Origin of the sequence: Methylotenera oryzisoli (assembly GCF_004661485.1) — a bacterium.
GTDB classification, from domain to species: Bacteria; Pseudomonadota; Gammaproteobacteria; order Burkholderiales; family Methylophilaceae; genus Methylotenera; species Methylotenera oryzisoli.
Map to the genome: position 1 here is coordinate 124,831 of NZ_PQVH01000008.1, position 19,678 is coordinate 144,508.

The window sequence follows — 19,678 nt, forward strand, 5'->3', positions numbered from 1 at the left end:
GCTTATGCCGTGACGATTTCACCAACGCGCTGGATTGATAGCGCCAAGGCCTCATGAACCTCATCAAGCGTTACTAGCGCAATTGTGTTGTCCGCAAGCTTCCAGTTTGCCGTTGTTTGGCCAATAAAATTAGCTGCTGTAATTGCGCTTAACATGTTGTTTCTAGCGGTTTCGTTTCCGTCGAATATTTTGCCACTGGATGTGGTGACTGTGATTGAATTAAGTGCTAGTAACTTATCTTTTTTAGCCTGAATTACTGCCAGCTCATCCAACTCATCCTGAGTTGGTGGCGGTGCTACATATTCAACTACCTTACCATTAACAACGTCAAATTTGTTTAGTTGGGCGTTGCAGTAGCGACTATAAAGCTCATCAGGAATATCCAAAGCGTCATCTGGAATATTTTTGGAAGCTCCAACAACATAAACTCCACCAGTTAATTTTGAGTATTTTGCTTTCATTACTGATCCTTATTTACCAATTAAAAAAACTTTAGGTGCCGTAGTAACGCCGTTACTTGACGCACTTCCAGTTTGATTTCTCTGAACAACCATATTAGTTAATGTAGGTGGTGACGATTGATAAAACAAATCACAAGCACCAGATGCAGACGCTTGCTGAGTTGAAACGCTAGAAAAATATGCTGCGGTTACAAAAGCAAGCGGGAATGTGACGGTTTGACTAACCTCTGTGTTATTTGCCGGGTCTGTCGCACCAGTTGCCCACTGGAAAATAATACCCCCTAGCCAATCTGGGAATTTAATAAAACCATTTGTAGTAAATGAGTAAGAAAACCCAGCCGCCACAGCTATTGCTGACATGGCACCACGAATCCAGCTAGTGCTTGCCGCACTACTGCTGTTGTCCACAAAAGTAGGGTCGCTAGCAGCAGTGACAACTGTTGAGGCGCCAACCTTCTGAAACGTTAAACCAGTGACGCCAATCGTCACCGCACCATCGTTGGTAACCTGCCAGTTAGTATCTGCATTGGTAGCACCTTGTTCAACTAGAATGATTGCGCCGCTGTTTATCTCAGCCCCGGTATCGGCATCTAAGGCTCTAGTGGCTGGCACTGCCGCACCATTCCAAATATAGATGCCACGGTTAGCTGCAGTAGCATTGTCTTTTTCTAAAAATCTATCACCAATAACCATCGCCACACCATCAATGTTTGCACCAGGTGCTGCTAAGTTAATTGCAGCAGTTGAAGCGACCTTTACGCTGGCTTTGTAATCTAATTGGTATAGGGCTTGGCTAATTGCATCTTGTACGAATGCAGTGGTAGCAATTGACGTGTCGTTATCACCAGATGCAGGTGTAGGTGCTTTGGGGTCTCCTGTGAATGTGGGTGAAGCCAATGGGGCTTTTAAAGCTAAAGCAGCTGTCATCGTAGCTGCAAAGTTAGCGTCGTTACCTAAGGCTGCGGCTAGTTCGTTTAATGTGTCTAGCGCTGCAGGAGATGAAGCTACTAAGTTTGCAATAGCCGTTTTCACAAATGCAGTGGTAGCAATTGATGTGTCGTTGTCAGCAGCCGCAGGGGTAGGTGCCTTAGGGTCGCCAGTAAATGTTGGTGACTCCAATGTTGCGCGTAATAGCAATTGAGCTAACAAATATTGCGTACGGCTTGCCAATTGTTTTGCTTGTAGGTTATCAATCCCTTCAGCACCACCCATCACAGGGTCGTCTGTTTCTAACTGGTAGATCTCAGCTTCCCATGCATTACCTTCTACTAAACCTGTCATCGTTTACTCCTGTTAAATCGTAATTAATCCGCGTGTATAACTGCCGTTACGTGTTGCATTACCGTTGTGTCTTAAAGCTGCTGCAGTAAAATCCATATCGACCAAATGGCAGCAGTTACGCTTTACTGAAGCGATCATGCGTAGGATTGCCTGTGATTGATCTATGGTGATCGGGCGCTGCAGGACAATGCGAAAAGTTGCCCATTGTGTAGGCCCACCACGGCGGCGTAGGCCATTACGCGTAGCTTCACCGTTGTGTTTGATGTAATTAGCGCGCTCAATAAGAATTGCATCTGGATGACCGCGAATTGCTAGTGCATCTAATACTGCTTGAGGGGTACCTTTGCGCTCGTGAATTGGGATTGACTCTTCAATGGCCGCACGTTTTTTCTGCTCTGACCAATCGGTCTCCCAGTCATCAACTGAGTTTGCCCACGCTAACCATGGCAGTAAGCTTTTAGGGCAGGTTTGCGCGCTCCATAGGTTAGGGATTTGCTTTTCATTCTCATAATTAGTGAGCACTTTTTCTAGCGCACGCTCAAGTGGGGTGGTGTTTTTTGGGAGTAGCGTCATCCTGTAATCTCCACAATTGCCACCGTTAATTCGGTGCAGAATGCTGCTTGATGATCCGCCACTGTGATGTTTTCACTAATATTTAGCGTTACATCCCAAACTCCTTCTTGCTTTGCTGCTTTATGAAAGCCTGCAATGGTGTGGCTTACGCCTAATTTGCGGCTGGTTTCTATATAGTTAGCAACTGCATTGTTAGATGCGGATACGATTAAGTTGTGGTCTGGCCCTTTGTATACTTTTAAGCCTACGTTTAGCGTGTAGGTGATGATTTCAGCCGCTTGCACGATGACTTCTTCACACATTGGTCTGATGTTATTGGGGTTAACTCTTGCCTCAACTGCATCGAGTATTGGTTGGCTTGGTACACCTTGCCCCTCACGTGATAGAACGGTGACTAGGCTTGTGCCTGGTACTGGGCTAGATGCAAATGCGTCTTTCACCATGCCGTGTGCGCTTAGTGCGTGGAATTTGTAAGCCTCAGATGGGCCTGCGCATGAGTAAGACTCTGGTTTAAGTGCCAAGCGGTTTCGGAAGTCTGTGTCTGACTCCATCACTTGCTCAACTGGTGGGAATGCGTCAGGGTCTGCCTCAGTAATGACTAGTCGCAGCTCACCGCGATAGTAAGTAAAGCCGATGTGATCAAGGTCTGGCCCTGAGCTGTATGCAAGTAATACTGCTTTAGCTTCATCGTTATAGCGAGCCTTTAGCCTTAACTCACGCCATGCTGCTAGTTGCATAAGCTTTACTAGTGGCTCTGATTCCAGTGTTAAGGTTTCTGCACACTCAGGGGCTAATAGAATTAGCTGATCTTTGTAATCTTGCAAGATAGATTCAAAGTCTAAGTCTTCAATCAGACTTGGTGCTGGAAGCTCTGATAAGTTAATGGCTACAGTCATCTTAGGCCGCCGATAGGGATGTTAATAGATAGGCTATTGCCAGCTTGTGGGCCATCAATACGCACCGCATGCATGTCAATATTAGTTGCGCCATTTTCAGCGCCTAATGTGACGTTTACTTGCCTAATGGCGATACGTGGCTCCCACTTTGCTAATGCGCTAACCGTGGCTGCAATAAGCCTTAAGTTGTTTGGGGCGTTGTGTGGGTGATCAATCATCTCAGGCAGCAGTGAGCCGTAGTCGCGGCGCTCGATGCGTGTGCCGATGAGCGTGGTTAAAATGTCGCGGCAGCTTTGCCAGATATGTTCTATATCTGTAATTTTGCGGCCAGTTTTTGCGTTCATGCCTATGCTTTTCATACTGGCTGGCCTGTGTTGCTACCACCGGCCACAACGCCGGGGTGTAGGTGGTGTACGAGGCTGATGCCGTCCGCTGTAACGTCACCAGTAATATTTGCGCCAGTGTTTTCGCCTGCATAGCCGACCATGCCGTTTTCATATGTGAGTAAGTCTTGAATGTTGACCTTGCCTGTGAAGGTGACTTGTGGGCAGTCAATCAGGATGGATGTGGCAGCTTGTACCAGTGCGGTTTTAATACCAGTGGCATTAAGTGCACCAGTAGCATGGTTGTAGCTTATGATGGCGCCGTCTGGGTATTCACGCACGCATTCTTCAGGGTTGGTGCTTGGTGCATTAAAGGCGTTACTGTAGAGGCCAACTAGCACTACACCTGCAGCAACTTCACCACTTGGGCTTAATACAATGCATTGCTCACCTTCGGTTGGTGGATCCCAATCTTTAGTTGTGCCGGCACGTAAGTTAAACCAACGTAACCAGCCTGTAGTCAAGCCGCCACTAGCCACACGGCAAACTTTTTGGTCGTGATCAACCTCGTGTATTGTGCCTACACGGATGAGGTTTTCAATTAATCGGGAGAGTAGGGCTAAATCCATGTGATGAATTTAACTAAGTGCAAAATAGTAGTGTGGCTAGGGCAGTTCTATACGTAATAAATAGAACTATGGCGAGTTACTTTGCTAAGTGATCAATCACCTGGTCTTTGATGTGGTTGATATCTGCATCGGTAAAGCCTAGTAGCTGGCGCTCTGGGTATTTAACAGTGAGGTTACGGATGCGGCTGACACGATCACGCAGGCCAAACTGGTGAACCTTTGCGATGCGCTCTACTTGTGGCGTAAACGAGATGCTCACTTGGTTTTGTGTGGCCTTGGCTTTTAAGTGCCGGTTAAGTTTAATTTTAGTAAACATAGCACGTTTTATGCGACCTTTTTTACTGCGTTTTTGTGGTTTGCGTGGCTCGTATGCAGTGCCGTCTGGGTTACGCTGTGCAGTAATGCGCTGCGCTTGTGATGCTCTTAGGTCTTTGGCTATTTCTCTCGATAGCGATTGGCGTGCGGTACCGTTAAGGTTTTGCACCAAGCCTTGGGCGAACACTTCTAGTTTTTTTACATCATCAGTCATTGGATAATAACTTCAAGCGGCGTTTGCAGTACTTCATTATCGTTAGCGAATAACTGCCAGCCAGTAGGGCCGGTGATGTCGAGTAATTTAGGCTCTTCTGCATGGCGAGAGACTAGCTTCCCTTGCTCTAAGGTAACAATAACAGCCTCTGTGAGCGCAAGTGTGATGCTGATATCTGTGTTTTTATGGTTGATTATTTCTGCCTCAAAACTCATGCCACTATCTGGCTTGCCAGTGAGTAAGCTTGGCTGATGCTCTCTCACCCAAACCAATAGCGGGATAAAGATATTGTCTGAGTGGGCGCTGTAGTCTGTAATGATGACATTCAGCGTGTAGTGGTACTCAAAGCTAAAGGTCGGTGCTTGTGTGCTGACGATTTGACCTTTATCGATAAAAACCAGCACTCGCTCTGGGTTCTTTTTCAACTCTGGGAGGGCTGCTTCTAACGCAGTACGCAAGCTGCTTGGTTTATTCATTTTTTGAGCCTGTGCTTGTACGGTTACTTTGTTTTTGTTGGCATTCGTAAACGGCATCTACTTGAGACGCACAATCGTGCCATGCTGCTTCTGCCGCCTCTACATTGCGGCGCAAGTCACCATTAGTTTGTGGGTTGGAGGCTGGTAATTGGCAGCGCGTCACGCTCGGACAGCCAATTTCTATAATCCTGACTTCCGGTAAAGGTGGGGTGCTGCCGCAAGCTGATAACAGGATCAGGCAGGCGAGTGTTAGACCATGTTTTAATTTGCTCATTTTCTTGCTCCAATGTGCGGATAGTTTGCTCGTGCTTGGTTAATAGGTTTTTAGTGGTAGATAGCTGCGCAATTAGATTGCTGTGTGCTGCTTGGTTTTCTTTTTCGCGCGTTGTAATCTGCGTGATGATTTCCTGCTGCGCGTTTACCTGTGCCTTTGCTGCATTACGCTCTACCGTTAACAAGTTGTTATCACCGGTGAGAGATTTGTTTTTATAGGCGAGAATGCCTACAGCTGCTACGGACGTAATGATTAAGCTAACGATTATCCATGTTTTAATATTGGTCATGCTGTGGCCGTTTCTTCCGCATAGCGGTCATAAGCACGGGCTAGTTTGGTGTCGTACATATTGTTTTTGTAAGCAGGGCCGTTGTAGATGCGTGCGAAGTCTGCCCATTTTTTTGCCTTTAGCGCTTTGTGTAACGTTACATCGGCCTGAATGAAGCGAACAAATGCGGTGAGTTGCGCAGCCTCGCCACTTTGCATGCTCTCAACAAAGTGTTGAATGCTGTTATAGCCTAGTGCCTTCCAGTGGTAGCCCATGATTTGGAACTGCCCCCAGCTGCAGGACTCTAGCGCGATGTCGTGATCAATGGCTTGTGCTGATTTAAGGCGCGTGTACTCTGGCCAGCCGCCACGGTAACCACCAGGCACTTGACCTACCAATTTAGGGTATTTGATAGCGAGGGTGTCTGCATCGTAGCCAGCTGCTTTAAGGCGGCGATACATGATGTGGCGCTCAAACAGTATTTTTGCCCGGCCATCTTCAAAGAAGCCAGCGCCGTTGCTTTCTACTTCGTTCACGGCCATGATGCTTGGCACTGATACGCCTAATGCTTCTGCAGCTGCGATGATGTGCTGTTGCGTGAGAAACTTTGGGTTTTTATTACGCGTTCTTAATGTTTGTAAGGTTTTTTCACCCACCAAGCCGTCAGGAACCAAGCCCATTTTAGTTTGAAATGCTTTAACTGCTTGCTCGGTGTTTGCATCAAACAGTGAGTCTTCTTTGACGTTGTAACCCTGTGCTACTAGCAGGCGTTCTACTTCACGTACTGCATCGCCTAGATCACCGTTGCGGATTAAAGCTGTTGTCATAGTGGACTCCTGTTTTTAAGTTTGTTGGTTAGCCAGATTTCCATTGCATAAATTGCGCGGCTGCCCATGTGTCCTGAAATACCTACTATTGCAGCTGTGATAAGCGCATTAAAATTTGCTGCTTCGCATAGCCAGAATGTGAGGACACCAGCAAACCCAGCCGTTACAATCTCACCGATTAACTCCACAAAGTTGCAGGCGCGAGCTTCACCTTTTTTAACTTTGTTGATAAAAGAAACTAAGCCGCCCCAGCAGGACAGAAAGATTACCCATCCATAAGTGATGAGCTGATAAGTGGTAGGGTCTTTTTCAGGCATGCTTTTTGGCTTTCTGTCTTTTGTCATAATCGTCACGGCAATCGGCATCGCAGAATAAAACTTGCTCTCCGACTGGCTCCCAACAGTTGCGGCATTTACCACATGGTTGCACCGTAGGTTTTCTATACTTAAGTGCTTCGGCTCTATCTGTTTCTTCAAATGCGGTTGCAATGTCGTCTACTCTCATTCATTAATCCCATAGTTGCACTACTTGTTTATTGTTGGTTTTGGTTGGTGCGTCTGGCATTTCTACTGGGTGGCCAACTGGCAGAACATCACCTATTGATGCAAGGCCTTGGTTGGCTTTAAAAACTAGCTCACTCATGCCTTTTGTGCTGCCGTAGTAGCGGTAGCAGAGGCTGTCTACTGTGTCACCTTGGTTAGCATAAATAACCATTAAATTAGCTCGATGGTGGTGCGGCTAATGCCTAAAATATCGTTGATGGCCCAGCGTGCGTCACGTTGTAAATTACCAACGCTTGGCTCTAGATCATCGGCACGCTTGTTGCCTTCATTACTGCTGTCGTAATCAGGATAGCGTTCAATAATGTTGGCTTTAGTTAGGCAGGAAACAGCGAGTGTGTAGCGCTGTATGTTCGTACTGATGTTATCTAACGTGCTTGCTGGTACGGCTGCTAGATTTTCGTGGCCGTTTGCTACCTTGGTTTGCTTCCATTTGACTAACTCGCTGTTAACCGTATAAATGGCATTAATGGTTAACTCTCTTAACCGTGGTGAGGTGATGGTGCCGTCTATGCGAATTAAATCACGTATGGTGGTGAGGCTTACATCTGGGAACCAGCCATCGTTGACGATTACCGCTTCATTTTCTTCTGCTACTGGCACTGTGGCGGTTACTTGAAATGTCATGCTGATTTTGTCCTTAGTTGGATGGTGGAAAGGGTGATTAATAGTAGGAGACCAGTCCGATTAATCACCCTTTGCCATCCAGTGCGGGGTACGCTCGGTTATGCTGCGGTTTGCGCGGCTAAATTCTTGAGTTGGCGCTGTACGTATTCGATGTCTTTTTTAACACCTGATTTTTCGTGCAGCTTGTATGCTCGTGTGAAGCAATCTAATGCATAGTTGAGGCGTGTTAGCTCGTATGGCACTAGTGATTCATCGGTTAATAGTGCGTAACCCAATACTTTGTAGAGCTTTGCTTTTACTTCGTCTGGCATGTCTTGATCTAGCGTGACATCCATGGCTTTACGGATGATTTCAATATCAATCGGCTCTTTAGCGTTGTGTGCTTTTAGGTAGAAGTCTGCGATTTCTTCAGCGATCACTACCGCAGTCTGGCGCTGATATTGATCAGGCATTTTTAGCTTGTGTTTAATTGCGTAGGCGGCAATTTTGATTGCTTCGGCTAGGTTGCCTGCATCAATATGCCAAACCATTACTGTCATCAAAACATTGTCCTGCACGCCTTGATCACCTTCAATTACACCATCTACCCATGCGGTGTAATCTGGCAGTAGCTCACGTTTGATTACGGCGCGTGCCTCCATTGATTGCGTTTCGCTTAGGCGGCGTTTATCTGCCGCTAGCTTTACGAGCATAAGCTCGTATTGGTTTGCATTCGCTAGGCTGCGCTCTTGACCGCTGCCTTCTTCGGCTTGCAAGGCGGCGGTTGTTTTCTCAAAGTGTTTGCGTGCTGGACTGGTCATGTTTTTTCTTTCAGTAATGGTTGGCTTATTGCTTAAGTTGTTGTGATTTCAGTTAAGAGATCACAATGTTTTCTGCTAATGCACCGCAGCCGTAGTCTTCAACCACGTAAGCGTCATTTGATGACTCGTAGTTTTCGATACGGTCACGTTTAGCGTTATCAACCACCGTTCTGCGGCGTGCGCCTTCTTGCCAGTACACGCTTAAGTTATCCAGGCGTGTGACCAAGATTTTGCCAGCTGGGAAGTAAGGCACGGATACAGCAGGAATGCCACCGATACGCTTTTGGCTTTGTACCACTTGCGCTGCTAACTGCTCGGTTGGGGCTTGTGTTGCGTTGATTAATGGGAAGTATTTATCTGCCATTAAGCCACGGCCTACCACAGCTACGAGGTCGGTATCTTCGCGGTACCACGGTTCGATTAGGTTGTTGATCATGTCAAACACGAGTGCGTCTAGGTTTTTATAGTCGTCACCACCACCATCGCCAATTTTGATGGCGTTAGATGCTGCAACAATCTCATCCATTACGCGCTCTGGGGCATTTTCGCGGTATTTTTGTAACCAGCCCTTGTTTACGTCTTGCAGTAATGGGTTGGCGCCTTTGTCGCTAGTGGCAGCACGGCTGGTACCGTTAAAACCGATCATGATGCGATCTAGTGCTTGGCGCGTTAAGATTGCGTCACGAATGCGTGTTTGGAAGTCTGCAAACTTAGACCATGCATCTAATTTTGCATATGTTAGATGCGTGTCAAAGTTAGTTTGTGTGCAAACGTAGCCAATTGCATCTAGCGTGGTTAGGTCTGTGGTTGTACGGTCATTTGTCGCAGTATTTGTGGTGCCAGCTACTGGGCCACCAATGCCTAAACCTAGCTTTTCACCTTGTTGCTCGCTAACGCCAACAACATTGATGCGGCCTAAAAAGTCAGCCGATTCTGTCATTTTATTTTCTATGGTTTGCTGCACTGTTGGGCTTACTGTGAATTTCTCAACAGCACTGCTAACGCCACTGAGTGCGGCCACTTGGGCAAGGTAGGCGTTATATTTAACGCGGGTATCGTTTTTCATCGTGCGCTCCGGGTTGGGATTGAAGTTTTAAATGGGTTGTTTGTTTACCGTTTGAATTAGCAGTCGGTTGCGACTGTGCCATCGCCACCTGTTGCCGGTTTACGGCTGTGTTGGTTATTAGGCTGACTGTCCATTTGCGCCTTAAACTCTGTAAACGCTTTACGGTCTGCTGCGCTTTCTTCAGTCAGCTTTTTGATTGATGTATTGAGTGAGTCAATCGTGGATTGCTGTGTGGCGAATTGATCTAGTGTTGACTTTTGACTGATGGCAATTTCTTCTACTGCTTTGCTTACGCCAGTGAAGTTTTCAGTGTCGCTAGCAGTTTTCTTTGTCAGCAGGTCTTTTACTTTGTTGAATAATTGAGCACCCAAGCCTTCTGTGGTTTGTTCAATTTCAAGTTCAATGACGGTTTCTTCCGCTACAGTGAAAATGTTCTCTGTTTGTTGCTTGCGACTAGAGAATAGTTTTAATGCTTCTGTGCCAAGTGAAGATGGGCTATCAGTTACCCCTAGGCCGAATAGGTAAGCTTCGCCTGATTTAGCAAAATTTGGCTGAATTTCAATTGATGTGTAAATCTTCTGACGTTTTTTGTTGAACTCTACCAACTCTTCAGTGACGTCTAATTTCACAAATAAAGCTAGTTTCTTTTCACCGGCGATCTCTACTTCTTCTGATTTAGCTTCAATCACATCGCCAAGCGCTTTAAATTGGCTGTCTGGCAAAATGCCGCGAATATGCTCAAGCCAAATGCGTGCACCATATTTATCGCGGTTGTAGTTTTTGCCCATTTGCTCGATATCGCTACGGGATATTTCGCGGTTATCTGCTGTGGCACCTTCCACGGCAACTCGGAAAAATTTGGTTAATGGCATAGTGTCCTCGCTTTTTAAGCTGTTAACTGGTTAATTGAATCTAAGAACACATAGTCAATATTCAGGCGTCTAGTAGCAATGCGTTGCTGTTCTATTTGTCGGGTATAGAACCGCCGCCAATATTGGTGCGCGAGGCTGACGGCTAATCTTGACGAATGAATGCCGTTGCAGAATTTAATCAAAAAATAGCTGAGGACTTAGACCCTAGAAAACAGGCGCGTCTTTTGTATTGGAGTGGGTACCGTGTGGCACGGATTGCTGAGTTAATTGGCGAGAAAAAGGCCACGATTCACAGTTGGAAGCGCCGTGATAAATGGGATGAGACAGAGCCGACTGATAGGGTGGAGGCTACGATTGAGAGCCGATTGAATAAGTTGGTGCTCAAGGATAAAAAAGAGCCGATAGACTTTAAAGAGATTGATTTGCTTGGGCGCCAAATGGAGCGCATGAGCAGGGTGCGTAAGCACGACAAAACAGGCAACGAGGCTGACCTAAATCCGAAAGTGGCTAACCGTAACAGTGGGCCACGCCGCAAGCCTGAAAAGAACGCGATTAGCGAAGATCAGCAAGCTAAGATGCTGACCGCGTTTAAAGAGTCTTTGTTTGATTACCAGCGCACCTGGTACCGAGCTGGTATGAAGCACCGGATGCGCAACTTGCTAAAGAGCCGCCAGATTGGTGCTACTTGGTTCTTTGCCCGGGAGGCTTTGTGTGATGCGCTTGAAACTGGGCGTAATCAGATTTTTCTATCCGCAAGTAAGGCTCAGGCGCATGTGTTCAAGGGTTACATTAAGCAGTTTGCCGCTGAGAGTGCTGATGTTGAGCTGACTGGTGAGTCTATTGTTTTACCGAATGCGGCTGAGCTGTATTTTTTAGGTACCAATTCTAAGACTGCACAAAGTTACCACGGCAATTTGTATGTTGATGAGTATTTCTGGATCAATAAATTTCAGGAGCTGCGCAAGGTTGCCTCTGGCATGGCTGCACATAAGCATTGGCGCCAAACGTATTTTAGTACGCCATCAAGCTTGGCGCATGATGCATATCCATTTTGGAGTGGGGCGCTGTTTAACAAAGGTCGCACTAAGGATCAGAAGGTTGAGTTTGATGTTGCGCACCATGTGCTTAAAAATGGTGTGCTTTGCCCTGATGGCCAGTGGCGCCATATTGTTACGATTGATGATGCGCTGGCTGGCGGCTGTGATTTGTTTGATCTGCAGCAGCTGCTACTTGAGTATGGGCCTGAAGAGTTCCAAAACTTATTTAGATGCCAGTTTATTGATGATGCGGCTTCTGTGTTTCCACTTTCAGAGATGCAGGATTGCATGGTGGATAGCTGGACGGTTTGGGATGACTACAAACCATTTGCGCTGCGTCCTCTTGGGTTCCGCGAGGTGTGGGTTGGTTATGACCCTGCATTAAGCGGTGACTCTTCTGCGTTGGTGGTGTTGGCACCACCTTTAGTGGCTGGCGGTAAGTTTAGGATGATTGAGCGTCACCAGTTCAAAGGGATGGACTTTGCCGCACAGGCTGAGGCGATCAGAAAAGTGACTACGCGTTATAACGTGACTTACATAGGCATTGACGTTACCGGCTTAGGTCATGGTGTTCATCAGATTGTTAAGACGTTTTTTCCAAATGTACATTCGTTCTCATATAGCCCAGAGATAAAAATGCGCCTGGTGCTTAAAGCTAAGGACGTGATTAGCAACCGAAGATTAGAGTTTGATGCAGGATGGACTGATGTTTCAGCTTCATTTATGGCAATTAAGAAAACGACCACACCAAGTGGTACCCAGATAACTTTTAAAGCAGGGCGCTCTACAGAAACCAGCCATGCAGATATTGCTTGGGCAACCATGCACGCTATGGCAAACGAGCCGCTAGAGGGTTCAATCGACACTAACAATTCAATGATGGAGATTTACTAATGAAAAAGTCAGCAGGTAAACAATTAACCGTAGCGGAAGATGCGAAAGCTGAGGTGTTTTCTTTTGGTGATCCCATTGCTATGTTAGATAAAAGCGAGATATTTGATTATCTGGAGTGCATGCCAGTTGGTAAGTATTACGAGCCACCAATCTCGTTTGCTGGGTTGGCTAAAGCGTTTAGATCTTCTGTGCATCATAGCAGTGCCATTTACGTTAAACGTAATATCTTAGTGAGCTGCTATATTCCGCACCCCTTATTAAGCCGTGCTGAGTTTTCTAAGTGGGCATTAGATTACCTAGTCTTTGGCAATGGTTGCCTTGAGGCTAAAAAGGCAATGTCAGGCAAGGTACTATCACTTCAGAGTGCGCTAGCTAAGTACACACGCCGTGGGATAGATGTAGATCAGTATTACTATGTGACCGGCTACAAACAAGAGCATGAGTTTGCTAAGGGTTCAATCTTTCATTTGATTGAGCCAGACCTTAACCAAGAGTTGTATGGACTGCCAGAGTATTTGCCTGCGCTAAACTCTGCGTTATTAAATGAGGATGCAACGCTATTTCGCCGGCGCTATTATAAAAATGGTAGCCATGCTGGTTTTATTCTATACATGACAGATGCAGCTCAAAAGCAGGATGATGTGGATAGCTTAAGAACTGCGCTGAAAAACTCTAAAGGCCCGGGCAACTTCCGCAACCTGTTTATGTATGCGCCCAATGGTAAGAAGGATGGCATACAGTTAATACCTGTCTCTGAGGTAGCTGCTAAGGATGAGTTCTTTAACATCAAGAACGTAACGCGTGATGATCAGCTGGCAGCGCATCGGGTACCACCACAGTTGATGGGTATCATTCCTACCAATACTGGCGGCTTTGGTAACCCAGCAGATACAGCAGAAGTATTCTCACGTAATGAGTTGGCGCCTTTGCAAGCAAGGTTTATGGAACTGAATGACTGGCTTGGTATGGAAGTAGTAAAGTTCAACAACTATAAAATTGACTCATCAGGTGACCAGCCGAAGTAGTAGCTAGCCAACACCTCAATTGAAAACTAAACCGCCACTCGGCGGTTTTTTTACGCCTATCAAATATTTAATAAAAAACCTCTATTCTGACCCAGCGCGCGCGCTCGTGACCCCGCCACGCCCGCACACTTCATACCCATAAAATTATGCGCGTGCATAAACTTGCTGAATGGCGCGGCCAGTGGCGGGGGATAGGTGTGACGCATGCAAATAGTTTATGCAAACACTTGCACCAGCTGCATGCATAAACGAATTAATGTGCATTTTTGTGAAATTTAAAATTGATGAACGGAAAAAGGTAATATTGGTAATGAATACATTTTAAACAGCTTAACCTATTGATGTGTATAGATATTTTAAATTACCTTAAAAGGTAATATTAGGTAATACAAAAGGTAATATTTTTATATGTATTTGATTTTAAACAAATAAAAATATTCAAATTATTACAAATTAAAAGGTAATGTGATTACCAATATATTACTTAAATATTACCTTTCCTTAATCATCCGAATACCGCATGAATAAACGATTACAGCGATATTTTAAAAAAATATTACCAATATTACCTTTTTCCGATGGGGTCAACTATTTTAAAAATATGATTTGAGCTTACTTTTGTTTGCCTGTAAAATGCGTGCCTGTAGTGGAAGTACATCAGATGTATGCAAGTGCGGTATTTGCATATATTAAAGATGGGGCAAAATTGGGGCAAAACCATGTCTATCTATGTTTAACCATGATTAGTTAAACGCATGATTTGATTAGGTATGTTGACTTATGATTACATAATTCAGTAAGTTCGAATCTCACCTCTTCCGCCAAGAATTTTAAGCCGCTTAACTTTACAATTAAGCGGCTTTGTTTTTTAACGTTAGTATCATCAAACATTACCCTAGGAATTAACATGACTCAAATCATCGTAGATCACAACCCATCAGAAGAGAAATTGAAACAATTAGGCGTATCAAGCTGGTCTATCTGGGATTGCGCACCTTCTAAATTCCCACTTAACTTTGATTCAGCAACTGAAAGTGCATACGTACTTGAAGGTGAAATCCATGTAACTCCACAAGGTGGCGAAACTGTTGTGATTAAAGCAGGTGATTTCGTTGTGTTCCCTAAAGGTTTGAAATCTAACTGGGAAGTAACTAAACAATTGAAAAAACACTACAAGCATTCATAATTGCAATTTAGTGAATAAAGCTTAAAATAAAGCCTCGATTCGTCGGGGCTTTTTTTATTGCTAAGGAGTTTGGAATGAGTAAGATCATCGTAGAAAAACCTAGTGCAGAGCAACTGGCTTCCTTAGGTGTAAAAGGCTGGCCGACTTGGTCTAAAGAAGTGTCACAATTCCCTTGGCGTTTTAGCACGCAGGAAATCGCTTACATTCTGGAGGGGGAGGTGACAGTGCAACCATCTGAAGGCGAGCCAGTGAGCTTCACCGTAGGTGACTTAGTGACATTCCCCGCTGGATTATCTTGTGTTTGGCACGTCAAGAAACCACTCAAAAAGCATTATCAGCTTGGCTAGATGGCCTAGCTGCATCTTTCCTTAAATTTCATCAAGCAAAGCCATTTGCAGTGCATGCACGCGGTTAAAATCAAGGCGCTCTCCGTTTTGGTCTGAGATTAAAAACGTATCCTCAGCGCGATTGCCTAGGGTGTTGATTTTTGCATTATGTAGTTTGATGCCGTATTTCAAAAATTGTTGTGCTAGCGTGGCGAGTAGGCCAGGTCTGTCATTAGCAATAATCTCCAGCCGGTGATTGTTATTCTCGGCCTCTTTGGTGATGGTAATCTGTGCTTGAATCGGCATATGCTTCACTTGGCGACTTACTCTACCTTTAAGTGGAGACTCTAGCTGATATAGGTCATCAAGTTGATTGGCTAGCTCTAACTCAATAAACTTCAGTAAGCCGCTGTAGCTTACAGACTTGCCAGACTGGTCCAGAATAATAAAACTATTTAAGGCGTAATCATGTTGAGTAGTAAAGATTTTTGCTTCGACAATGCCATAACCCATACGGTCAAAGAAGTTACAGATTCTCGCAAATAAGTCGCTCTTGTCTTTAATGTAAATCATCACCTGAATACCATCGCCATGCGGGCTAAGCCTTGCGCGGACGATAGGTGTTTCGCTATAAAGGTGTGGCGTTAGCAAGCGGCTATGCCAGGCAATTTCGTCGCTCTCATGGCGGACAAAATAGTGCTCCCCAAACTGTATCCAGAGTGGCTCGTAGGCATGATTGCTTAAGCCAAACCTGCTCAGTTTATCTGATGCTTCTTTAATGCGTCGCTGTATGGTTTGTTTAGCGTGGAAGCCCGGGTCTGACAGAGCGTGATTGGTGGCAGAGTATAGGCTCTCTAGCAATCTAGCTTTCCAGGCGTTCCATACCACAGGGCTGGTGCCGCGAATGTCAGCAACAGTAAGTAAGTATAATGCGTTTAATCTACGTTTATTTTCAACAAAACCCGCAAATGACTCAATCACACTAGGGTCAGATAAGTCGGTTTTTTGTGCGACGGATGACATTTTTAAGTGCGCTTCTACTAGCCATGACACTAACGCACAGTCAGCTTTAGGTAAGTGATGTAACTTGCAAAATTTAAATGCATCAACTGTGCCTAATGTGGAGTGATCGCCACCGCGGCCTTTGGCAATATCGTGAAATAATGCGGCCATATACAGTAAATGCGGTGCATCAAACGCTGCAAAAATCTGGCTACACAATGGAAACTCATGTTTGAGCTCAGGCTTAGCGAAGCGTCGTAAATTCGCCAACACATTCAAAATATGTTCATCAACCGTATATACGTGAAATAAATCATGCTGCATTTGACCAACAATTTTGCCAAAAGCTGGAATATAGCTACCAAGTATCCCGTATCGATTCATTGCACGTAGCGCGCGATTAACGCCGCTAGGTTGCGACAGAATATCTATAAAAGTTTTTTTATTGCTGGCATTGTGCCTAAAGTCTTTATTGACTAATGGCTTTACGCGCTGCAACGTGCGCAGCAGCGTGGCGCCCATACCTGATAACTCAGGATGCTGCTGTAACAGCAAAAATGCTTCAAAAATTGCAGATGGATTTTGCTGTAGCAGGTTTGCAGTTCTGGCTTCCAGCAAATCATTGCGTGCTTCAAATTTATCGTTGATGACACGAATTGCTGGCGGTGTCGCTACAATAGTCTCTTCTAGCAGCTTAAGCACAATTTCGTTCATAAGCTCAATAAATTTAACGCTACGGTAGTAGCTTTGCATAAGCTGCTCACTCGCGCGTCTGCGTGGGGTGTTGCTGTAACCTAATGTCGCTGCGAGATCGTTCTGAAAGTCAAATAACAATCGGTCTTCGCGCCGCCCGCTTAAAAAATGCAAGTGCGTGCGAAGTAACTGTAGTTTTTTTTCGTGGTGACGAATGCGGCGTGATTCAGTCACGGAGATAATTTGATCTTTTGCCAATGCAGCCCAAGGATTGCCGGCTGAGTATTGCTTGTTTTTAACCTGCAAGCTACGCGCTATCCAAATAATCATATGCAAATCACGCAGCCCACCTGGGCTTTCTTTGAGATTTGGTTCTAGGTTGTAAGCGGTGTCGTTAAATTTTGAGTGGCGCAGGTCCTGCTCTGTTAATTTGGCTTTTAAAAAATCAATTGGGCTTAGATTCTTGGAAATGTTTGCCAGAAAGTCTTGATATATAGTGGCATTGCCAGATAGCAGGCGCGACTCTAGTACATTAGTTTGCACGGTGATATCTTTTTGCGCCTCACTGATGCATTCATCCAAGTTGCGTACGCTGTGACCGATATTCAGCCCCAAATCCCACATCAATCCGATTAGGTTTTCAATGCTTTGATTTAGCGCGCTATTTTCTTGAGGTTTGTTTGGTATTAAAACCAGCAGGTCAATGTCAGAGTAGGGGAATAACTCACCGCGACCATAACCGCCAACAGCAATCAGGCAGCAAGCTGGATCAATTTGTAAATCTGACCATAACTCCACGAGGAGTTGGTCAATAAACTTACAATGCTGTTTAAACAGACGGGTGGTGTTAGGTTGGCGGTTAAAGTCTTCTTTTAATGCTAAGAATTGCTTTTTTAAGGAGGTACGTAAAAAAGCAATTCTTTCTTTTGAAATTTCGATGGATTCTATATTGTTATCTAATTGCATGCTGCACCATCGTTCATTTATTAATCTGGCATTAAGTGCTTGATGGGTTGGTAATGAAAGCTGGAGGAGGAGGTGAGCCTGCGGACAGCGTCATGACTTCATAGCCTGTATCTGTCACTAAAATGGTATGTTCCCACTGAGCAGATAAACTGCGGTCTTTAGTCACGATAGTCCAGCCGTCAGGCATTTGCTTAATATCACGCTTCCCTGCATTAATCATTGGTTCAATCGTAAACATCATGCCTGCCTGAAGCTTAAGCCCGGCACCGGGTCGACCGTAATGCAGCACTTGAGGCTCCTCATGAAACACGGTCCCTATGCCGTGTCCGCAAAACTCACGTACAACACTGTAACCACTCTTTTCGGCAAACGTTTGTATGGCATACCCGATGTCGCCTAATGTCGCACCAGGCTTCACTTTATTAATGCCTAACCACATTGCCTGATAAGTGATCTCACACAAACGCTTTGCTTGTATTGAGGCTTCACCTACATAAAACATGCGGCTAGTATCGCCGTGGTAACCATCTTTGATCACGGTAATATCAATATTGACGATATCGCCATTTTTTAGGACTTTATCACTAGGAACACCATGGCAAATCTGCTGGTTAATAGACGTGCAAATTGATTTTGGGTACGGCTTGTGCCCATCTGGTGCGTAATTTAAAGGTGCGGGAATTGCTTTCTGCACATCAACGATGTAGTCATGGCAGAGTTTGTCCAGTGCTTCTGTTGTTACACCGTGTACTACATAGGGTGTAATGAAATCCAGCACTTCAGAGGCTAGCCTGCCTGCGATACGCATTTTTTCGATATCGTGTTGATTTTTAATTGAGATTGCCATGTGTTTTATTGAAAATTGCTAATATGTCATTTTATCATAGCATATCCATCTGTTTTTGAGGCTCTGCCTACAATTTTGCTGGTACGCCGTTCGATGAGGCGTTCATTGAGCTGATGGATTAATCATAATGATCTTTATTTTTTTATAGATTTTGTTTCAGATTAAAAATGTAAGATGTAATATAGCCAAGAAAAAAGGAGATTGGTACATGGCGGCGATACCCGTAGACTTGGCGGCAAGGGATTTAAATGCATGGGTAACCTTTTTGAGAACTGCAGAAATCCCTGTACTTAAGCAAACGGCGCGTGAGATCGGGCGCCTGCAGGAAGATGAAGACAATCTAAGTGCCCGTGCAATCACAAATGTAGTACTTAATGACCCGATGATGGTTTTTAAGGTGCTTAGCTACGCTCAAAAGCATAAATCCCGCAGTCAGCTACAAGATCTTGCTCAAGTAGAGCAAGCGATTATGATGATGGGTACCGGTACTTTTTTTAGAAACATCCCTCCAGTGCCGTTGGTGGAAGATGCGTTAAAAACTAACTTAACTGCATTAATGCAGTTGCTTAAGCTGATTAAGCGTGCGCACAGGGCCGCCAACTTTGCGGTCGAGTGGGCTGCGCATTTGAATGATTTACATGCGGAAGAAGTGCTTATCGCTGCCCTGTTACATGATTTATCAGAGATGTTGATGTGGTGTTATGCCCCGGAAAAAATGAATCTTATTCATGGTATGCAAACTGCTGATAAGGCCTTGCGCAGCAAGGTAGTGCAACAGGAAGTATTGGGTTTTGTGTTGCATGATTTACAGGTCCAGTTAGTCGATGTTTTTCAGCTACCGCCATTACTTGGCAAGCTGATGCAGGATGGTGCATCAGGCGAGCAGCGCGTCAGGAATGTTGCGCTAGCAGTCAACTTGGCGAGGCATTCGGCTAATGGCTGGGATGATGCAGCGCTGCCGGATGATTACCGCGATATATCCGAACTGCTGCGCCTAGATGTGGATAGGGTGATGCGTGTAGTGGGTGTGCCTGACGTGCAATAATCTTAAAATAATGTGTAGCAAAGCCTAGCAAACTCGGTCACTTGGTGTTATTATTCCGCCTTTGCATTTTCTTGCAAAACCTTCGCCATTAATTTGGTGATGGCTAATTTACATACAACCCATTCTAGGGTGCTTGGATTTATGTCTGGGTGTTTCTGGTGTTGTGTGAATTGATAACCCTTTAGAAGAGAGATT

The 19,678-nt window shown here is 45.1% G+C and carries 24 protein-coding genes; 5 read left to right on the plus strand and 19 right to left on the minus strand.

Annotated features, from left to right (window positions below):
- Positions 1–2 precede the first annotated feature (2 nt).
- From C3Y98_RS05255 to C3Y98_RS05335, 17 genes are all read right to left on the minus strand, one after another.
- Positions 3–461, minus strand: coding sequence for a DUF4376 domain-containing protein (locus C3Y98_RS05255; protein WP_135277056.1), 459 nt, complete (start codon positions 459–461; stop codon positions 3–5).
- 9 nt (positions 462–470) lie between these two features.
- A complete protein-coding gene (locus tag C3Y98_RS05260) occupies positions 471–1,742 on the minus strand; it encodes a gp53-like domain-containing protein (RefSeq protein WP_135277057.1) in 1,272 nt (423 codons plus the stop codon).
- A gap of 12 nt (positions 1,743–1,754) precedes the next feature.
- Complete coding sequence (locus tag C3Y98_RS05265; protein ID WP_135277058.1) at positions 1,755–2,315, minus strand: phage tail protein I; 561 nt, start codon at positions 2,313–2,315, stop codon at positions 1,755–1,757.
- On the minus strand, positions 2,312–3,211 hold the full coding sequence (locus tag C3Y98_RS05270) for a baseplate assembly protein (protein ID WP_135277059.1): 900 nt from the start codon (positions 3,209–3,211) through the stop codon (positions 2,312–2,314). The genes C3Y98_RS05265 and C3Y98_RS05270 overlap by 4 nt, the downstream gene beginning before the upstream one ends.
- Positions 3,208–3,555: a GPW/gp25 family protein gene (locus tag C3Y98_RS05275; protein ID WP_209308748.1), complete on the minus strand. Its 348-nt coding sequence runs from the start codon at positions 3,553–3,555 to the stop codon at positions 3,208–3,210. Before C3Y98_RS05275 ends, C3Y98_RS05270 begins: the two co-directional genes overlap by 4 nt.
- 11 nt (positions 3,556–3,566) lie before the next feature.
- Positions 3,567–4,163 carry a phage baseplate assembly protein V gene (locus C3Y98_RS05280; protein ID WP_135277061.1) on the minus strand — a complete coding sequence of 199 codons (597 nt, stop codon included), beginning with the start codon at positions 4,161–4,163 and terminating at the stop codon, positions 3,567–3,569.
- A gap of 76 nt (positions 4,164–4,239) precedes the next feature.
- Positions 4,240–4,692, minus strand: coding sequence for a phage virion morphogenesis protein (locus C3Y98_RS05285; RefSeq protein WP_135277062.1), 453 nt, complete (start codon positions 4,690–4,692; stop codon positions 4,240–4,242).
- Positions 4,689–5,168, minus strand: a complete 480-nt coding sequence (locus C3Y98_RS05290; protein ID WP_167759903.1) for a phage tail protein — start codon at positions 5,166–5,168, stop codon at positions 4,689–4,691. Before C3Y98_RS05290 ends, C3Y98_RS05285 begins: the two co-directional genes overlap by 4 nt.
- Positions 5,161–5,406, minus strand: coding sequence for an Rz1-like lysis system protein LysC (gene lysC / locus C3Y98_RS12935; RefSeq protein WP_425339463.1), 246 nt, complete (start codon positions 5,404–5,406; stop codon positions 5,161–5,163). The genes C3Y98_RS05290 and lysC overlap by 8 nt, the downstream gene beginning before the upstream one ends.
- On the minus strand, positions 5,291–5,731 hold the full coding sequence (lysB, locus tag C3Y98_RS05295) for an Rz-like lysis system protein LysB (protein ID WP_135277064.1): 441 nt from the start codon (positions 5,729–5,731) through the stop codon (positions 5,291–5,293). The genes lysC and lysB overlap by 116 nt, the downstream gene beginning before the upstream one ends.
- A complete protein-coding gene (locus C3Y98_RS05300) occupies positions 5,728–6,537 on the minus strand; it encodes an N-acetylmuramidase domain-containing protein (RefSeq protein ID WP_135277065.1) in 810 nt (269 codons plus the stop codon). Before C3Y98_RS05300 ends, lysB begins: the two co-directional genes overlap by 4 nt.
- Complete coding sequence (locus C3Y98_RS05305) at positions 6,534–6,956, minus strand: phage holin family protein (RefSeq protein ID WP_209308749.1); 423 nt, start codon at positions 6,954–6,956, stop codon at positions 6,534–6,536. The genes C3Y98_RS05300 and C3Y98_RS05305 overlap by 4 nt, the downstream gene beginning before the upstream one ends.
- An 88-nt stretch (positions 6,957–7,044) precedes the next feature.
- Positions 7,045–7,251 (minus strand): tail protein X, encoded by a 207-nt coding sequence (locus C3Y98_RS05315; protein WP_135277068.1) that lies wholly within the window; start codon positions 7,249–7,251, stop codon positions 7,045–7,047.
- The gene (locus tag C3Y98_RS05320; protein WP_135277069.1) at positions 7,251–7,724 is read right to left on the minus strand and encodes a head completion/stabilization protein; all 474 of its coding nucleotides are present in this window, start codon (positions 7,722–7,724) and stop codon (positions 7,251–7,253) included. The genes C3Y98_RS05315 and C3Y98_RS05320 overlap by 1 nt, the downstream gene beginning before the upstream one ends.
- Before the next feature lie 98 nt (positions 7,725–7,822).
- Positions 7,823–8,524 (minus strand): phage terminase small subunit, encoded by a 702-nt coding sequence (gene gpM, locus C3Y98_RS05325; protein WP_135277070.1) that lies wholly within the window; start codon positions 8,522–8,524, stop codon positions 7,823–7,825.
- Between the two features lie 52 nt (positions 8,525–8,576).
- Positions 8,577–9,590: a phage major capsid protein, P2 family gene (locus C3Y98_RS05330; RefSeq protein ID WP_135277071.1), complete on the minus strand. Its 1,014-nt coding sequence runs from the start codon at positions 9,588–9,590 to the stop codon at positions 8,577–8,579.
- Between the two features lie 56 nt (positions 9,591–9,646).
- Entirely contained in the window at positions 9,647–10,462 is an 816-nt protein-coding gene (locus C3Y98_RS05335; protein ID WP_135277072.1) for a GPO family capsid scaffolding protein, read from the minus strand.
- Between the two features lie 155 nt (positions 10,463–10,617).
- On the opposite strand from C3Y98_RS05335, the gene C3Y98_RS05340 reads away from it, so the two are divergent.
- The 4 genes from C3Y98_RS05340 to C3Y98_RS05355 all read left to right on the plus strand — a co-directional run bounded on the left by C3Y98_RS05340 (position 10,618) and on the right by C3Y98_RS05355 (position 14,951).
- On the plus strand, positions 10,618–12,393 hold the full coding sequence (locus tag C3Y98_RS05340) for a terminase ATPase subunit family protein (protein WP_135277073.1): 1,776 nt from the start codon (positions 10,618–10,620) through the stop codon (positions 12,391–12,393).
- Positions 12,393–13,418, plus strand: a complete 1,026-nt coding sequence (locus C3Y98_RS05345) for a phage portal protein (RefSeq protein WP_135277074.1) — start codon at positions 12,393–12,395, stop codon at positions 13,416–13,418. Before C3Y98_RS05340 ends, C3Y98_RS05345 begins: the two co-directional genes overlap by 1 nt.
- A 907-nt stretch (positions 13,419–14,325) precedes the next feature.
- On the plus strand, positions 14,326–14,604 hold the full coding sequence (locus C3Y98_RS05350) for a cupin domain-containing protein (protein ID WP_015832114.1): 279 nt from the start codon (positions 14,326–14,328) through the stop codon (positions 14,602–14,604).
- Between the two features lie 74 nt (positions 14,605–14,678).
- Positions 14,679–14,951, plus strand: coding sequence for a cupin domain-containing protein (locus tag C3Y98_RS05355; RefSeq protein WP_135277075.1), 273 nt, complete (start codon positions 14,679–14,681; stop codon positions 14,949–14,951).
- Between the two features lie 21 nt (positions 14,952–14,972).
- On the opposite strand, the gene C3Y98_RS05360 is transcribed toward C3Y98_RS05355, so the two are convergent.
- Together C3Y98_RS05360 and map are read right to left on the minus strand one after the other, a co-directional pair.
- Positions 14,973–17,591: a [protein-PII] uridylyltransferase gene (locus C3Y98_RS05360; protein ID WP_209308750.1), complete on the minus strand. Its 2,619-nt coding sequence runs from the start codon at positions 17,589–17,591 to the stop codon at positions 14,973–14,975.
- A gap of 31 nt (positions 17,592–17,622) precedes the next feature.
- The gene (gene map, locus C3Y98_RS05365) at positions 17,623–18,438 is read right to left on the minus strand and encodes a type I methionyl aminopeptidase (protein ID WP_135277076.1); all 816 of its coding nucleotides are present in this window, start codon (positions 18,436–18,438) and stop codon (positions 17,623–17,625) included.
- 208 nt (positions 18,439–18,646) lie between these two features.
- On the opposite strand from map, the gene C3Y98_RS05370 reads away from it, so the two are divergent.
- Positions 18,647–19,483 carry an HDOD domain-containing protein gene (locus C3Y98_RS05370; protein ID WP_135277077.1) on the plus strand — a complete coding sequence of 279 codons (837 nt, stop codon included), beginning with the start codon at positions 18,647–18,649 and terminating at the stop codon, positions 19,481–19,483.
- The last annotated feature ends 195 nt before the right edge of the window (positions 19,484–19,678 follow it).

What these genes read in the sequence shown, in the direction of transcription:
- C3Y98_RS05255 (WP_135277056.1), bottom strand. Translation starts at nt 461, where the DNA reads ATGAAAGCAAAATACTCAAAATTAACTGGTGGAGTTTATGTTGTTGGA.
- C3Y98_RS05260 (WP_135277057.1), bottom strand. Translation starts at nt 1,742, where the DNA reads ATGACAGGTTTAGTAGAAGGTAATGCATGGGAAGCTGAGATCTACCAG.
- C3Y98_RS05265 (WP_135277058.1), bottom strand. Translation starts at nt 2,315, where the DNA reads ATGACGCTACTCCCAAAAAACACCACCCCACTTGAGCGTGCGCTAGAA.
- C3Y98_RS05270 (WP_135277059.1), bottom strand. Translation starts at nt 3,211, where the DNA reads ATGACTGTAGCCATTAACTTATCAGAGCTTCCAGCACCAAGTCTGATT.
- C3Y98_RS05275 (WP_209308748.1), bottom strand. Translation starts at nt 3,555, where the DNA reads ATGAACGCAAAAACTGGCCGCAAAATTACAGATATAGAACATATCTGG.
- C3Y98_RS05280 (WP_135277061.1), bottom strand. Translation starts at nt 4,163, where the DNA reads ATGGATTTAGCCCTACTCTCCCGATTAATTGAAAACCTCATCCGTGTA.
- C3Y98_RS05285 (WP_135277062.1), bottom strand. Translation starts at nt 4,692, where the DNA reads ATGACTGATGATGTAAAAAAACTAGAAGTGTTCGCCCAAGGCTTGGTG.
- C3Y98_RS05290 (WP_167759903.1), bottom strand. Translation starts at nt 5,168, where the DNA reads ATGAATAAACCAAGCAGCTTGCGTACTGCGTTAGAAGCAGCCCTCCCA.
- lysB (WP_135277064.1), bottom strand. Translation starts at nt 5,731, where the DNA reads ATGACCAATATTAAAACATGGATAATCGTTAGCTTAATCATTACGTCC.
- C3Y98_RS05300 (WP_135277065.1), bottom strand. Translation starts at nt 6,537, where the DNA reads ATGACAACAGCTTTAATCCGCAACGGTGATCTAGGCGATGCAGTACGT.
- C3Y98_RS05315 (WP_135277068.1), bottom strand. Translation starts at nt 7,251, where the DNA reads ATGGTTATTTATGCTAACCAAGGTGACACAGTAGACAGCCTCTGCTAC.
- C3Y98_RS05320 (WP_135277069.1), bottom strand. Translation starts at nt 7,724, where the DNA reads ATGACATTTCAAGTAACCGCCACAGTGCCAGTAGCAGAAGAAAATGAA.
- gpM (WP_135277070.1), bottom strand. Translation starts at nt 8,524, where the DNA reads ATGACCAGTCCAGCACGCAAACACTTTGAGAAAACAACCGCCGCCTTG.
- C3Y98_RS05330 (WP_135277071.1), bottom strand. Translation starts at nt 9,590, where the DNA reads ATGAAAAACGATACCCGCGTTAAATATAACGCCTACCTTGCCCAAGTG.
- C3Y98_RS05335 (WP_135277072.1), bottom strand. Translation starts at nt 10,462, where the DNA reads ATGCCATTAACCAAATTTTTCCGAGTTGCCGTGGAAGGTGCCACAGCA.
- C3Y98_RS05340 (WP_135277073.1), top strand. Translation starts at nt 10,618, where the DNA reads ATGAATGCCGTTGCAGAATTTAATCAAAAAATAGCTGAGGACTTAGAC.
- C3Y98_RS05345 (WP_135277074.1), top strand. Translation starts at nt 12,393, where the DNA reads ATGAAAAAGTCAGCAGGTAAACAATTAACCGTAGCGGAAGATGCGAAA.
- C3Y98_RS05350 (WP_015832114.1), top strand. Translation starts at nt 14,326, where the DNA reads ATGACTCAAATCATCGTAGATCACAACCCATCAGAAGAGAAATTGAAA.
- C3Y98_RS05355 (WP_135277075.1), top strand. Translation starts at nt 14,679, where the DNA reads ATGAGTAAGATCATCGTAGAAAAACCTAGTGCAGAGCAACTGGCTTCC.
- C3Y98_RS05360 (WP_209308750.1), bottom strand. Translation starts at nt 17,591, where the DNA reads ATGCAATTAGATAACAATATAGAATCCATCGAAATTTCAAAAGAAAGA.
- map (WP_135277076.1), bottom strand. Translation starts at nt 18,438, where the DNA reads ATGGCAATCTCAATTAAAAATCAACACGATATCGAAAAAATGCGTATC.
- C3Y98_RS05370 (WP_135277077.1), top strand. Translation starts at nt 18,647, where the DNA reads ATGGCGGCGATACCCGTAGACTTGGCGGCAAGGGATTTAAATGCATGG.